At 65.0% G+C, this 14,105-nt stretch carries 11 protein-coding genes; 6 read left to right on the forward strand and 5 right to left on the reverse strand.

Annotated features, from left to right (window positions below; translation table 11 throughout):
• Nucleotides 1–57: 57 nt before the first annotated feature.
• Entirely contained in the window at nucleotides 58–996 is a 939-nt protein-coding gene (locus FJ418_RS00525; protein WP_140863001.1) for a diacylglycerol kinase family protein, read from the reverse strand.
• A gap of 667 nt (nucleotides 997–1,663) precedes the next feature.
• Between FJ418_RS00525 and FJ418_RS00530 the strand changes: the two genes are divergently transcribed.
• Nucleotides 1,664–2,704, forward strand: a complete 1,041-nt coding sequence (locus FJ418_RS00530) for a hypothetical protein (protein WP_140863004.1) — start codon at nucleotides 1,664–1,666, stop codon at nucleotides 2,702–2,704.
• Between the two features lie 140 nt (nucleotides 2,705–2,844).
• Nucleotides 2,845–3,360, forward strand: coding sequence for a hypothetical protein (locus FJ418_RS00535; RefSeq protein WP_140647535.1), 516 nt, complete (start codon nucleotides 2,845–2,847; stop codon nucleotides 3,358–3,360).
• A gap of 60 nt (nucleotides 3,361–3,420) precedes the next feature.
• Here FJ418_RS00535 and FJ418_RS00540 read toward each other — a convergent pair whose 3' ends face one another.
• Nucleotides 3,421–4,047: a hypothetical protein gene (locus tag FJ418_RS00540; protein WP_140863006.1), complete on the reverse strand. Its 627-nt coding sequence runs from the start codon at nucleotides 4,045–4,047 to the stop codon at nucleotides 3,421–3,423.
• A gap of 234 nt (nucleotides 4,048–4,281) precedes the next feature.
• Here FJ418_RS00540 and FJ418_RS00545 point away from each other — a divergent pair, with 234 nt between their 5' ends.
• Nucleotides 4,282–4,764 (forward strand): DUF2314 domain-containing protein, encoded by a 483-nt coding sequence (locus FJ418_RS00545; RefSeq protein ID WP_140863009.1) that lies wholly within the window; start codon nucleotides 4,282–4,284, stop codon nucleotides 4,762–4,764.
• Between the two features lie 3 nt (nucleotides 4,765–4,767).
• Here FJ418_RS00545 and FJ418_RS00550 read toward each other — a convergent pair whose 3' ends face one another.
• Together FJ418_RS00550 and FJ418_RS00555 are read right to left on the reverse strand one after the other, a co-directional pair.
• Nucleotides 4,768–5,739: a DUF3137 domain-containing protein gene (locus FJ418_RS00550; protein ID WP_140863011.1), complete on the reverse strand. Its 972-nt coding sequence runs from the start codon at nucleotides 5,737–5,739 to the stop codon at nucleotides 4,768–4,770.
• A gap of 186 nt (nucleotides 5,740–5,925) precedes the next feature.
• Nucleotides 5,926–6,972 carry a CapA family protein gene (locus tag FJ418_RS00555; RefSeq protein WP_140863013.1) on the reverse strand — a complete coding sequence of 349 codons (1,047 nt, stop codon included), beginning with the start codon at nucleotides 6,970–6,972 and terminating at the stop codon, nucleotides 5,926–5,928.
• A 144-nt stretch (nucleotides 6,973–7,116) separates the two neighbouring features.
• On the opposite strand from FJ418_RS00555, the gene FJ418_RS00560 reads away from it, so the two are divergent.
• Complete coding sequence (locus tag FJ418_RS00560; protein WP_140863015.1) at nucleotides 7,117–8,373, forward strand: hypothetical protein; 1,257 nt, start codon at nucleotides 7,117–7,119, stop codon at nucleotides 8,371–8,373.
• Between the two features lie 223 nt (nucleotides 8,374–8,596).
• Here the strand turns inward: FJ418_RS00560 and FJ418_RS00565 are convergent, their stop codons facing one another.
• Nucleotides 8,597–9,820 carry a TauD/TfdA family dioxygenase gene (locus tag FJ418_RS00565; RefSeq protein WP_140863017.1) on the reverse strand — a complete coding sequence of 408 codons (1,224 nt, stop codon included), beginning with the start codon at nucleotides 9,818–9,820 and terminating at the stop codon, nucleotides 8,597–8,599.
• A 99-nt stretch (nucleotides 9,821–9,919) separates the two neighbouring features.
• Here FJ418_RS00565 and FJ418_RS00570 point away from each other — a divergent pair, with 99 nt between their 5' ends.
• Nucleotides 9,920–10,855, forward strand: a complete 936-nt coding sequence (locus tag FJ418_RS00570) for a LysR substrate-binding domain-containing protein (RefSeq protein ID WP_140863019.1) — start codon at nucleotides 9,920–9,922, stop codon at nucleotides 10,853–10,855.
• Nucleotides 10,856–10,954: 99 nt separating this feature from the next.
• The gene (gene uvrB / locus FJ418_RS00575; RefSeq protein ID WP_140863021.1) at nucleotides 10,955–14,089 is read left to right on the forward strand and encodes an excinuclease ABC subunit UvrB; all 3,135 of its coding nucleotides are present in this window, start codon (nucleotides 10,955–10,957) and stop codon (nucleotides 14,087–14,089) included.
• The last annotated feature ends 16 nt before the right edge of the window (nucleotides 14,090–14,105 follow it).

Raw genomic sequence — 14,105 nt, forward strand, 5'->3', positions numbered from 1 at the left:
GCCAGCTATTTCAAACATCTGGCCGTGCCAGCGGAATCAAGCTCTCAGCCAGTTGATTCAACCTCGCAGCGTCAGCGCGCCGGGCAGGATCTCGAAGGTCGCCGGAATCCGGCCCGGGGACTCGCCGTCTATGTCGACCAGCGCGCCGTTCTTCTCGACATCGCCGAGCGGCTCGACCAGCACCTTGCGGCCACGCAGGATGGTGATTGCCGGATGGTTGCGATGGCGGCCGCCATAGAGCAGGCGAAGGTCGCGGATCAAGCCGAGCTTGCCGGCGGCCCGCAAGATAACGATGTCGAACTGGCCGTCGGCGAGCTCGGCGTCCGGCGCGATCATCATGCCGCCGCCGAAGAATTTGCCGTTGGCCACCGCCACCAGCGCCATGCGCGCCTCGACCGGCTCGCCGTCGTCGATGGTGATCCGGACGTCCTGGAAGCGGTAGCGGACGAACTCCAGCACCGTGCGCCAGAAGAACAGCGCCTTGGCCGACACTCTGCCCTTGCGCTTGTCGGCATTGATGGCGCGATCCGTCGCGCCGGACAGGCCAAGGCTGGCGATATTGATGAAGTGGCGGCTGGCCAGCGCGCCGTGGTCGTCGATGTAGCAGATGCGGCCGGCGTCGATCTTGCGGCCCTCGGCATCGGCGATTTGCTTGACCGAGGCGCCTATGCCGCGCGGCAGGCCAAGCCCGCGCGCGAAGTCGATGCCGGTGCCACAGGGCAGAAGCCCAAGCGCGCTTTCGCGGCCGCTCTCCTGCCGTGCCTGCAGCAGCCCGTCGGCCACCTCGCTGGCGGTGCCGTCGCCGCCGGCCGCGATCACCAGGTCGCATCCGCCGGCGGCGAGGTCGATCGCCAGCCGCTCGGCGTCGCCGCAGGCTTGCGTCTCGCGCAGGTCGAAACCGCCGAAATTCGTCTTGAGCGACGCCGCCGCCTCCGCCCAATGCCGCTTGAGCCTGCCGCCTCCGGCAATCGGATTGAGTACTACCCCGACCTTCAAGCCGACCTCCCCCGAGGCACGCCGCGCAAAATGCGCGGCGGAGTCCGCGCTGGCGCCCAAAGTCTTTTGCCGGCCCAAACTCTTTTGCCGACATTGAAACGCGGACCGGGCGGCGGAGCAAGGCTCGAACACCCAAGGTCGCTAAAAAAGCGGGGCAGGCTGTCTAAGGGGTTCGGCCGGCAGATTCCGAAGCTTTTGCCATTGGTCCCCGATAATCCCGCTATCCACAGGCACGCCGGCATTCCCCAGACCCCTTACCCGGCGTACATTCAACCCATCTCAGGCGGCCACTGAACGCCCCAGCCGAAAGGCAAAAGCGCAAGGCGGATTTCCTGAGGCCCGTACGGCCCAGAACGAGAGCAGGCTTGCCTGTTGGAGGGACGGATGCCGAGACCTACGGGTGCCGCGGAAAGCGTGCCAACGCCGACGGCGGACCGATGCTGCCATGAAGGCCGGTAAAAACCTTCGATGGCACGCTGGGCGAAGCCCGCAAGGGTGGAGATCGGCGTGGTCTGGAACGGGAGCTGCCCTCGGGTGGCGACTGGCAGGACCGTCAAAATCAAGGCTGGCCTGGCGCGACGACTTTACAGGAGTTGCTGCCTTAACCGGTTCCTGATCTGACAGGGAGGCGCTGGGAGAAATCCCAGCGCCAACTGTCTTTTTGGGAATGGCTTTCCAGGCAGTTTGGCGCGATGCCTCGCCAGCGGGCGAGTGCTGCCGGCGGAGATCGCCGGCGCCGGTAACCTGTTTTGCGCTTTGTGCGGAGCCGGGCTATCAGTCGCCCGCGCCGTCGACCCGGCTGGCTTACCTGAAATGGGCGACCGTCCATGCCGCGCACGACTACGCCACCTTTGTCGAAAAGGATCAGCCGAGCGGCTTTCCCTATTGGGCCTATGTCGGCCATTACTGGCAGGACTATGCAACGATTATCCGTGTGACGTCGGCTCGCGGCATCGACATCCTCGATTACGTCGCGCCGACGCTCATCGGCACCGGCCTGACGGTCGACCACGCCATCCAGTGGGCCTACGAGAACACGGTTGGCCGAGCGACCGAGGCGACCGCCGGCAAGCGCGTCGCGGCCGACATCTACCAGGCCAGGGTCGCCGCCGATTACGCCGGCTTTCTCGACAGGGCGCCCTGGTACGCGTTTCCTTATGCCGAAAAGCGCGCTGGCCTGTTTGCCGTCGAACCGGCAACCGGCGACGACTCCATCCGCACCAGCGAACGCAAGCTCGCCTTCGGCCTGGCCGACACGGTCAAGCAATGGTGCGCCGATCTCGGCAAATCGGCGTTGGCCGCCGCCGGCGATCCAAGCCCGCCCGACGTCCATGTCTGGGCCAAGGGCCCGGTCGGCGAGGCGGCGCGCAACGAGCCGGATACGCTTCTCGAGCGCGATCTCGGCGGCGACGGCACCATCTTCGTCACCAGCCGCTCGCAAGCCTTTACCGGGATGGTCCCGCGCCTGATCGACAAGGGAATCTCCTTCGTCGAGATCGGCGGCAAGGACGAGATCATGATCACGGCGACCTCGGGCGCGGAAATCACCGCCCCCGACGGCTCGCGCATCCTGTTCAGCCAGCCGATACCTGTATCGCCCGACACGCGCCGCACGGCGCTGACCGTCGCCGTGCGCAAGCTGCATTTGGTCCTGCCCGCTCTGGCCAAGGCCGGTGCCGAATTGGAACATGTCTACGCCGACGACTGAGGCATTTCGGCCACAGTCGCCGACTGAGCAACCTTCGGAAACGTCCCGTCATCCACATTTCACAATGGCGGCCAAATCCCGCCTTGTTCGGCGCGGATTGATGCAAGCGGTTGGGGAGGCAATTTCGAAGGGACAAGACCGTGATCAAGACCGCCCTTGTCGCCATGACCATCGTCGGCTGCGACTGCGACGCCAAGCTGTGCGAATATATCGGCGAGACGCCGGCCAAATGGACGACGATCGCCGACTGCGAGGCGGCGATGAAGAGCCAGATGCTGCACCAGCGCAATTTCAACTATCCGCTGGTTTCAGGCATCTGCCGCGTCAAGGGCTCGGCCTCTTCCTCCGAGCTTGCCGCGAAAGCCTCCAGGCCGGATCTGAAGCCCAGGAACCGCGTCGTCGAAACCATCGCCCCGCTGCCGCCCGAGCTCGACCATCGCCCGAGCGCCCCGGTCGGCGCAACGGTGACCGCCAGCGAAACGGAATCGGCAAAGCCCGTCGCCTTCGATAGGTCGGTCGATGGCGGCCGCGCCGTGCTTTACCGCACCAAGGCCGGCTATGCCGTGGTCAAGACCGATCTCAGCCGCGCCGCTGGCGCAACGGTGGACGCGGCGAAGCGCTCGGCGAACTGGCTGGCCGGCCTGACGGGTCTATAAGCCAGTCCAAGGCGTGTTGAGATTCAGGGCAGGCCGGCCTCACCTGAATATCGGCACACCTTACAGCTTGATCTTCAGGGTCTCCCAGAACTTGTCGATCAGCGGTTGTTCGGTCGCATTGTCCTGATCGCCGATGCGCGTGATGAAGAGCAGTCCCCGATCGGCGGTGCCGAAGCCGACGATCTCGAAATCCGCACTGTCTGTGCGCGTCTTGACGGTGGCCTTGAGGCCCGTCAACTCCTTGCCGTCGGCAAGCTTGCGGCTCGTCGGCTGCTGCGTCAGCTGCCCACCCGCCTGGACCGTTTCCTTGGTCATCTCCTGCAGCATCAGCTGGTTGAGGGAAACCGGGTTCATCCTGTCGTATTTCTGCACCACGACGAGGGTGCCGAGCGCCGAAGCCATGAGATACTGGGCGATGCCGTCGCCGAGATCGGTCTTGGTGACCGAATTGCTGCTCGAATGGACGAAGGAGAATGCGCCGCCGGAGAAGGTCGCGAAATCATTGTGATCGATCCGCACCTTGCTGGTCCTGCCGCCGGGCAAGGTCACGTCGACATCCTCGCCCGGATCGATATCGACGCTCACGCCGTCGATGGTCAGCTTGAATGCCTTCGGGTCGTCGGCACGGGCAGGCCCTGCGCAAAGCACGATCGCAGCGAACGCCGCTGCCGCAAATCTCGGTCGCATATCCTGCCCTCTCCGCGCAGTTCCGTTCAACGTATTCGATTTCTTCGGCAGCCGGGTCCCGCTTATCATACCCGGCTGACGATCTGCGTGGGCCACTTCGCAAAAACCACGGATGATTGCCGCAATGGCAGGCGTCCGCCCATGGCTTCAATAGCTTGGCGGCGAACCGCAGTTCGATTGATAATGCCGACATATTACAGGAAGATAGTGGCCTGACTGGGGTTGGGGGGTGTCATGACAATTGCCGTTCGTATCGCGCTATGCCTGCTGCTGGCGCTCGCTCCTTTGCATGCCTGGGCGGAAGGCGACGACAAGGCCATGATGATCGCCTCGGACGACGCCGAGATGGCGGCGGCGATCGCAAAGGCGCGATCCAGCCTGGATGATTTCCTGGCCTTGGCCGACGCTCAGCCGCCGGGAACCGACAGGTTCAAGCTGAAGGTGATGATCGTCGACGGCAATGCGACGGAGCATTTCTGGGTCATTCCCTTCAAGCGGACGGCCAACGGCTTCGTCGGGATATTGGCGAACGAGCCGGAAATCGTCCGCAACGTCGTCCTCGGCCAGAACATCGAATTCACCAGGGACGACATCTCCGACTGGGGCTACACCAGGAACGGCCGCCAGGTCGGCAGCTTCACCGTCTGCGTGATGCTCAAGAAGATGTCGAAGGAAGAGGCGGATTACATGCGTTCTGCATACGGCTTCGATTGCTGAACCCTATCCGGCCGCTTCGTCCTTCGCGCCGATCTTGCGCACCAGCGCCGCCGTCGCCAGCATGGCGCCGAGATCGGTGATCATCGGCGCGACATGAATGCTGTAGTCGATCGGCTGCGAGATATCCGGAAGCTCGAAGAAGTTCTTCGACCGCGGCATCAACAGAAAGCCGTCGCTGCCGCCGAGCGCCACCCGCGCCTGGTCGTAGGGCCATGTCTCGCGCAGCCAGGTCAGCGCCCGCGCCATCCGGCCGGTGACCAGCGGCCGCGCCGCCTCGACATTGTCGGTGCGGAATTCATAGGCGGCGTCGAGGTCTTCGACGCCGGAGGACAGCTCCTGCATCTTGCTGGCGAACATGCCGCGGAAGAAATGCGCCACCTTGCCGGCCTTGCGCGCGGCAACCAGCGTTCCCGGGAACGGCTCGATGGTCTCGAAGGCGACGATGACGCCCTTGAAGGCGATCGTCTCGCTTTTGCCGGAGCCTTCCCAGAGCTTGGCCTCGTAGAGCTCGAAGGGAAAATCCTCATAGCGCCCGGAAATGACGTCGTCGAAGCTCTGGCGGTTGAAAGCGCCGACGGTTTCGCGCGGCATCCTGTCGAAGGAGTTCGGCCGCGTTCCGTGCTGGTAGCGCACGTCGCGCACGAAGCCGAAGATCATCGGCAGCAGCGTGTCGCGGAAGGATTGCTGCAGCCGGGTCGCCGGCCGCAGCGCCTGGAAATAGAGCACCACCGCCGCGGCCATGCCGCCAAGATAGAGAAAGACATGCGGCGTGGAGAGCCACTGTTCGTGAGGATCGGCGGCGGCGTTGAACAGCCAGGCAATGAGCGCGACGAAGACGACGGCCAGGCCGACGAACACGGGGACCCGCCAGCGGACTTGTTTTTGGGCCGACGCCCGTTTCGCCTCATAGTCCTCGATGCCGCGCCTGATGCCTGCGATCACCGCTTCGCTCGGCATGAAATCCACTGCTTCCATGGCCACCCCCCCGGCCGCCGCTGATATGCGGCCATGATAGCGGCTTTTGCGTGAAAGTCGCCTGCGCTCGCGGCGATCGGCGGCCAGAGCAATTCCAGGAAAAGTGTGAAACGGTTTTTCCGTCCGGAATTGCATCAAAACAAATAGCTAGGGCAGTTCGTCGTTTCCGTGAAACGAAGAACTGCTCTAGTTCCGCGAGGCTGCGAAAATCGTCGTCAGCCGGGCCGTTACCCGCGGCTTGAGCGCCCCGTCGAGCCCCTCCACCGACACCAGCCGCTCATGGCTGCCTGCCCGCAGTCGCATGAAGAAGTGCATCTTGTAGGCGACGATGGCGCCGCGCGTGGCCGGATCGGCGCTGACATCGACAACGAATATCGAGCCGACGCGTGCCGGCCATGGCAGTCTGGCAAAGGCAGTGCCGAGAAAATCGCCGAGCCCATAGGCGACGAAGCTGTCGCCGATGCGCTCGATGGGCTGCAAAACATGCGCGTGATGCCCGGCGATCAGCTGGGCGCCGCGATCCGCCAGTCGCCTCGCCAACGCCCGCGTCGCCGGCCGTGGAAAATGCCGGAACTCCCAGTCCCAGTGCGGCACCGCGCAAAGCAAGTCGATGCCGGAAGCGTTGCGCGGCCATTCGGCGGGATCGCTGCGCATCGAGATGCGTTCCTCGAACGGCGCGGCATCCGTGTTGCGCCACAGCGTGAAGGCCGCAAAGCCGATCGTCAGCGATCCGGCCGCATGACGCTGGACCGGTCCGCCCGCAACCGTGCCGATGGTCCGGATCCCGAGCCGGTTCAGCGCCGCGAGCGTTTCCTCGAAACCGGCAATCCCCTGGTCGAGCACATGATTGTTAGCCAGGGACAGCACGAGCCTGTCGCGCGCGATGCCGGCGGTTGCAAGCGCATCGGCCAGGAAGCGCTCGCGCATCGCATGATGCGTGCCGAGCCACGTGCCGATCGCGGCGCGTGGGCGTTCGACGATCGGGCTTTCGCAATTGCCGACCACGAGGTCGGCAGATGAAAGCAGCGCGGCGATCGCCGGATCGCATTCCGGCGCATCGCGATTGGCGACTGCCGAAATGTCGCCGACGAACGCCAGCCGCACCTTCCGCGTTGGCTGCGGATCGATCAGCGTCGCCGCCGGCGCCGCGAAACCGTCCCGGTCGCCGGCAAGCGACGGTCGCAGCAGGCGCGGCAGCCACGACAGTTTGTAGGAAAGCGGATAATTCGACACGGGCAGGTCCAGTTTCGCCCTGTGTAGACTGTCTGACGGGCCGGTTGAAGCCGGGCGCCATTGCGAAAACGGACCCGCTGATCTGGAGGACCGGAGAACGCCTCGAGCCAAATACGTGTATGCTCGCGGTATGAGTGGAGGGCAATGACGATGCGTAGAGCGATCCTTGCAGCAGCCTTGTTTGCATTCCTGCCGGCATCCTTCGCGTGGGCGGAGATGCCGGACGCGGCCAAGTCCATGTTTGAGGCGAAGAGCGTTGCCGACCGCAACGCGGCGCTGTCGACGCTGGAGGCGACAGCGGCCAGGGACCCGGCAGCGGCCTATGCCGCGGGCGCCGGCGAATTCTTCACCGCCCTGGAACTCCTCGCCACCGGCCTGCATCGCCACGGTTTCGAGAGCCCGAAATCCTTCATGCTGCCGCTGATGCAATTGCCCGTGCCGGACAATCCCAACCCGCAACCGCTGGCCTATGAAGAATTCCGCGCCATCCTTGTCGCCTTCCGTGACCGGCTGGAAAAATCCGCTGCAACGCTGGGCTCGGTGCCGGCCGATGCCGATATCGGCATGGTCGTCGACCTCACCCGCGTCGGCATCGACCTCAACGAAGATGGCAAGCTCGCGCCCGACGAAAGCATCGCCGCCATCATGGCCGCGCTTGCCCGTGGCAGCATCGACACCAGCGATGCAGCACCCTCGCTCACCTTCCGCTTCGACCGCGCCGACGCCTTCTGGCTGCAAGGCTATGCCGAGTTCCTGATGGCGCAGGCCGATTTCTGGCTGGCGCATGACTTCAAGGGCATGTTCGACGGCTCCTTCCACATGCTGTTCCCGCGCGCGAAACTGCCCTTGCAGGATGCGCTGGTACCGCCGGATGGCGGCATGAGCGGCAACATCTTTGCCTCGGAATGGCGCTTCGCCGACTTCGTCTCGCTGGTGCACCTCGTCAACTGGCCGGTGGTCGAGCCGGAGCGCCGGCGGGCCGCGCGCCGCCATTTGCTGGAGATGATCCGGCTGTCGCGCGAGGACTGGAAAGCGATCCTGGCCGAGACCGACAATGACCGCGAATGGCTGCCTGGACCGCAGCAGAAAGGCGTCAATCCGCTGACCGGCCTCGAGGTCGGCGAGCAGCAGGTGACCGCCTGGCTCGCCGCGCTGACCATGGCCGAGGACCTTCTCGAAGGCCGCGTGCTGCTGCCGCATTTCCGCGTCACCGGCAGGGGCATCAACATGAAGCGCTTCTTCGACGAGCCGAAACCTTTCGACCTCGTGCTCTCGATCACCGGCCCCGGCATCGCGCCTTATCTCGAAAGCGGGAGGATCCTCGCCGGTGACGATTTCGACCAGATCCAGCGCGAATTCGGCGGTGCCGGTTTTTTGACCTTTGCGCTGTGGTTCAATTGAAGCCCGCGGTTTTAGGTTCCTCGCCCCCATGAAATGGGGAGAGGTGGCTCGGCGAAGCCGAGACGGAGAGGGGGCGCCGGTCCGGGCGGCGAAGGCGCTTTGAAGAGAAGGGCTTCCGCCTTACGAAACCCCCTCTCCGTCCGCTTCGCGGACACCTCTCCCCCGCCTCTGGCGGGGGCGAGGAACCGAACCTTCGAGGTCGACGCCGTCCCCCTGGCTATCGTCAGAAAATTGCCCCCTGGTAAAGCACCGCCTGTGCCTCTTGCGGCGCGAAGCGACGGGCCAGCGTGCGGAACGCGCTGTGGACGCCGTCACGGTCGAGGTTGCTGCTTCTGAGGTGGCGGACCGCCAATGTCGGATCGAATTCGGTGCGCCCGTGCAGGACCCGCTGATTGTCGAAGACCAGCACCTCGCCTGGCTGCAGCTGATGCCGGAACTGGTTCGCCGGATCGCAGATCAGCCGCGTCAGCTCGGCAAGCGCCTCGATCAGCCCATCGATCTCGTCGACGGCGCCGGCCTGTGGTGCCAGGCAGCGATCGTTGAAGCGCATGCCGGTGACGGCGCCGGTCGCGTCTAGGCTGATGACATGCGCCTCGGCGCTGAAGAACACGTCGCCGGCGTGCTCGCGATGGAATGTCACTCCATGCCGGGTCAGCAGGTCGAACAAATGAGGCGTGTTCGTGCGCATCTGTTCGGCGACCTGAAAACCGTCGACCATCAGCGATGTGCCGCCGCTGCCGGCGCCGGTCCTGATGGCATGGAAGAAGATGAAGCCCGGCGGCGAATAGCGGAACGGCTCGTCCGTGTGCGGGATCTGCGCCCGCGCCGTCTCTCCGGCTACCCGCGCGTCAGGTCGTGAGACGAGGTCGAAAACCTTGCCGTAGCTGGTCTCGCGCACGGGCCCGTAGCGGCCGGCGACACGCAGCGTCGCCTCGGGCTCGGCCGGAACGCCGGTCAGCATGGCGATGCCGTGGTCGCGTAAGGCGCGCAGCGAGCGGAAAAGCGCCTCGTCGTCCTCGACCACCGCATCGAAGGCAAAGCGACCGAGCCGCCTCGATAGATCGCTGTTCCACAGTTCCGGATGGAAGCGTGGCCCGCCGAAATCGCCGACCCGTCCGGCATAGACAGCCAGAAAGCCAGCCGCGAAACGGGAGGTATGGCCGTCCTGCCAGACCACGTCCATCGTCCCGTCGGACGAGATTTCGACCGACGTTGCCCGGATATCGGCGGGAACGTCGGCGGGCGTCAGCCAGCGCTTTCCGGAAGCGGTGTCGCCGCATATCTCGCATTCGCAGGCAAGCCTCAGCCAGCGCATCGACAGCCGGCCGGCGCTACCGTCGTCGAATTCGACCGCGATGCGTGCTCCCTCGTTGCGCATCGATCGGAACGAGCAGGGCGGCGCAAAAGCCTGATTAACGGGAATGGACTGCGTTTGCATATCGAGCATGACTTGGCATCCTAAGTTGAGCTAGCTTCAACGCTAGGTCGGCGGTAGCCCACATAGCAAACGAGTTTGTTTTCGCAGGTTTTGAGGTAAACTCAATCCATGACGTTCCTTCGCGACCTCCCTTTGTCGGCTTTGCGGGCGCTGGCCGCCGCCGCGCGCACCGGCAGTCTCACGCGCGCCGCCGACGAGCTCGGTGTCACGCCGGGCGCCGTCGGCCATCAGTTGCGGCAGTTGGAGGATCGGCTTGGCGTCAAGCTGGTCAGACGCGAGGGCAACGGCATCGCGCTCACGCGCATCGCCGAAGCGGCGCTGCCCGACATCGACCGCGGCTTCGACGCACTGGCGTCCGGGCTGCGGCGGCTGCGTTTCGAGCGCCGCGCCGATACGTTCACCGTCGCGGCCGATCCGTCCTTCGCCTCGCTTTGGCTGGCGCCGCGACTTGGCAATGTCCGCGCGGCTCTCGGCAGGCTGGATGTGCGCGTCGTCGTGTCGATCGCGTTGGATTCGATGCTGGAGGAAGGCATCGACCTCGCCATCAGCTACCGCAACAGCTCGGCGAAATATCTCGCTTCGGCCGAGCTCTTCACCGAAAGGGTAGTCCCGGCCTGCGCCCCGGCGTTGATCGGGAACCGCTCCGACCGGGACGGCGCCGGGATGCTCGACCGCCTGCCTCTGCTGCATATCGATCAGACCATGGGCGACGACGTCTATCCCACATGGGAGAACTGGTTCACCGCCGCCGGCCGACAGCGCAAGAACATCGACCACGGACCGCGGTTCCCCTTGACCGTACTGGCCGCGCAGGCCGCGATCTCCGGGATGGGCGCGCTGCTCGCCAGCGAACTGGTACTGAGACAGCATTTCCGCTCCGGGCAGCTCGTCGAGATTGCCAGCGAGATTCCGGCATTGACCATCAGGCGCCGTCTGGTCTGGCCGGTGGACGGACCGAAGGCCCGCCGCGCCGCCGCCGTCGCCGCGGCGCTTGCCTCGACCGCGACAGCGGACGCCAGCGATCTCCGGCTCACTACGCCATGATGCCTCTCCTGACAGCCTTCTGTCAGCAGCGTCCGCGCGCGGCCGGCGCCGTTTCACTCGGCTCTTTCCATTTCGGCCGAGTCCACCCATATTCCGGTCATGGCCAGACATCCTGACAAGAAGATGCCTTCGCCGGCGCAAGATGACGCGCCGAAGCGGCGCAGTCCGCTGACGGAATTCCTCGATGCCGCCGAGCCGCTGAAGCCCGGTGGTTTTGGCGAGGTGCCACAGGCCGACTTTTCCGGCGCGCCGCTGACCGGCTCGATCTCCGATTGGGCCGGGCAGATCGAGCGCGAGGCGGAAAAGCAGCCGAAGGCAAAGGCCCCGAAGAAGATCCCCGAGCGCTCGTCGGCGCCCGGGCGCACGGCGCGCGGCACCTCGATGGGGGGTGCTGCGTCGGCGCGCGAGCGCACCGCGGCCGGCCTCAATCCGATCGCCGGCCTCGACGTCTCGCTGGAAGAAGCCGAGACGATGACGTCCAGTGGCGTCACCGCCACGGTGGCAGCACTGTCGGCACTGATCGAATCCGGCAATCCCCTGCACAAGGACGGCGTGCTTTGGACGCCGCACCGCCCCGAGCGCCCGGAAAAATCCGAAGGCGGCATCGCCATCAAGATGGTGTCGGATTTCGAGCCGGCCGGCGACCAGCCGACCGCGATCAAGGATCTCGTCGAAGGCGTCGGCAGCAACGACCGCACCCAGGTGCTTCTCGGGGTCACCGGCTCCGGCAAGACGTTCACCATGGCCAAGGTGATCGAGGAAACGCAGCGTCCTGCCTTGATCCTGGCGCCCAACAAGACGCTGGCCGCGCAGCTCTATGCCGAGTTCAAGAAATTCTTCCCCGAAAACGCGGTCGAGTATTTTGTCTCCTACTACGACTATTACCAGCCGGAGGCCTATGTGCCCCGGACCGACACCTTCATCGAAAAGGAATCCTCGATCAACGAGCAGATCGACCGCATGCGCCATTCGGCGACGCGTTCGCTGCTCGAGCGCGACGACGTCATTATCGTCGCCTCGGTGTCTTGCATCTACGGTATCGGCTCGGTCGAGACCTATACGGCGATGACCTTCCAGATGCAGGTCGGCGACCGGCTCGACCAGCGCGCCCTGCTCGCCGATCTCGTCGCCCAGCAGTACAAGCGCCAGGACATCAATTTCGTCCGTGGCTCCTTCCGCGTGCGCGGCGACACCATCGAGATCTTCCCGGCCCACCTGGAAGACCGCGCCTGGCGCATCTCGATGTTCGGCGACGAGATCGAGTCCATCACCGAGTTCGACCCGCTGACCGGCCAGAAGACCGGCGAGCTGAAAAGCGTCAAGATCTACGCCAATTCGCACTATGTGACGCCGCGCCCGACCTTGAATCAAGCCATCAAGTCTATCAAGGAAGAGCTCAAGCTTCGCTTGCAAGAGCTTGAAAAGGCTGGCCGCCTGCTGGAGGCGCAGCGGCTGGAGCAGCGCACCCGCTTCGACCTGGAGATGCTTGAGGCGACCGGTTCCTGCGCCGGCATCGAAAACTATTCGCGCTATCTAACCGGACGCCAGCCGGGCGATCCGCCGCCAACCTTGTTCGAATACATTCCCGACAACGCGCTGGTCTTCATCGACGAAAGCCACGTTACCGTGCCGCAGATCGGCGGCATGTATCGCGGCGACTTCCGCCGCAAGGCGACCTTGGCCGAGTACGGTTTCCGCCTGCCTTCCTGCATGGACAACCGGCCGCTTCGCTTCGAGGAATGGGACGCCATGCGCCCGCTGTCGGTGGCGGTTTCGGCGACGCCGGGCAGTTGGGAGCTCGACCAGTCCGGCGGCGTCTTCGCCGAGCAGGTCATCCGCCCGACCGGCCTGATCGACCCGCCGGTCGAGGTGCGTCCGGCCAAGAGCCAGGTCGACGACGTCGTCGGCGAGATCCGCGACACGACAAGGGCCGGCTACCGCACGCTGGTCACAGTGCTGACCAAGCGCATGGCCGAGGACCTCACCGAATACCTGCATGAGAACGGCATCCGCGTCCGCTACATGCATTCCGATATCGACACGCTGGAGCGTATCGAGATCCTGCGCGATCTGCGCCTCGGCGCCTTCGACGTGCTGGTCGGCATCAACCTGTTGCGCGAAGGCCTCGACATTCCCGAATGCGGCTTCGTAGCGATTCTCGATGCCGACAAGGAAGGTTTCCTGCGTTCGGAAACCTCACTGATCCAGACCATCGGCCGCGCCGCCCGTAACGTCGATGGCAAGGTCATCCTCTACGCCGACCAGATCACCGGCTCGATGGAGCGGGCGATGGCCGAGACCAACCGCCGCCGCGAGAAGCAGATGGAGTGGAATCTCGCCAACGGCATCACGCCGGAATCGGTCAAGTCGCGCATCGCCGACATCCTCGACTCGGTCTACGAGAAGGACCATGTCCGCGCCGACATCTCGCAGTTCACCGACGATGCCGGGGCGATGATCGGCAACAACCTCAAGACCCATCTCGAGGCGTTGGACAAGCAGATGCGCGATGCCGCCGCCAATCTCGACTTCGAGAAGGCGGCGCGCGTCCGCGACGAGATCAAGCGGCTGCGCGAGATGGAGCTCGCCATCTCCGACGATCCGCTGGCGCGCGAGGTGGAAGGGCAAAGTCCTGCATCGGGCCGCGAAAAGGGCAAGCACAACAAGGGCGTGGCCAAACATCGTACGGTCGAGGAACATGAGCGGTTCCGCAAGCTCGATGAAGCGCGTGCCGCCGACGAAGCGGCCAAAGCTGCCCGGCCCAACCTGTTCCGCAAGCCGCATCTCGACGAGATGGGCGCCGACGGTGCCGTGCCGGTGAAGAAGCCGCTTTTCGCCAAGCCGTCGATCGACGACATGGGCCCCGGCACCGACATGACGACCCCGGCCGGCGCCGTCTCGCGTTCGCTGTTCAAGAAGCAGAGCGCGCAGGAAGCGCATGGTTCCGATTTCGGCATTCCCGGCGACCGCAGCAAACCGCTGTTCCGCAAGAACTCGCTTGACGAGATGACGGTGCGCCGCACCGAGAAGCCCGTCGAAGGCAAGAAGCCGGCTAAGCCGCAGCCGATCTCCCCCCCTGGGGGCGAGATGTCCGGCAGGACAGAGGGGGGCGCGAAGGAACGCGACGACAAACCCATCGTCCGCCAGCGCGCCGGCATCGGCTCCTACGAGGATCCAGCCGACGAGCGCCGCCAGAAACGCCGGCCGGGCAAGACCGGGCGGCCGGGGCAGTAGCGCCTTTTCCTTCTCC

This window comes from Mesorhizobium sp. B2-8-3, from assembly GCF_006440815.1.
In the GTDB taxonomy this organism is placed as follows: Bacteria; Pseudomonadota; Alphaproteobacteria; order Rhizobiales; family Rhizobiaceae; genus Mesorhizobium.

Coding starts and splice junctions, on each gene's coding strand:
- FJ418_RS00530 (WP_140863004.1), top strand. CDS start 1,664: ATGGCTTTCCAGGCAGTTTGGCGCGATGCCTCGCCAGCGGGCGAGTGC.
- FJ418_RS00540 (WP_140863006.1), bottom strand. CDS start 4,047: ATGCGACCGAGATTTGCGGCAGCGGCGTTCGCTGCGATCGTGCTTTGC.
- FJ418_RS00545 (WP_140863009.1), top strand. CDS start 4,282: ATGACAATTGCCGTTCGTATCGCGCTATGCCTGCTGCTGGCGCTCGCT.
- FJ418_RS00550 (WP_140863011.1), bottom strand. CDS start 5,739: ATGGAAGCAGTGGATTTCATGCCGAGCGAAGCGGTGATCGCAGGCATC.
- FJ418_RS00560 (WP_140863015.1), top strand. CDS start 7,117: ATGACGATGCGTAGAGCGATCCTTGCAGCAGCCTTGTTTGCATTCCTG.
- FJ418_RS00565 (WP_140863017.1), bottom strand. CDS start 9,820: ATGCTCGATATGCAAACGCAGTCCATTCCCGTTAATCAGGCTTTTGCG.
- FJ418_RS00570 (WP_140863019.1), top strand. CDS start 9,920: ATGACGTTCCTTCGCGACCTCCCTTTGTCGGCTTTGCGGGCGCTGGCC.
- uvrB (WP_140863021.1), top strand. CDS start 10,955: ATGGCCAGACATCCTGACAAGAAGATGCCTTCGCCGGCGCAAGATGAC.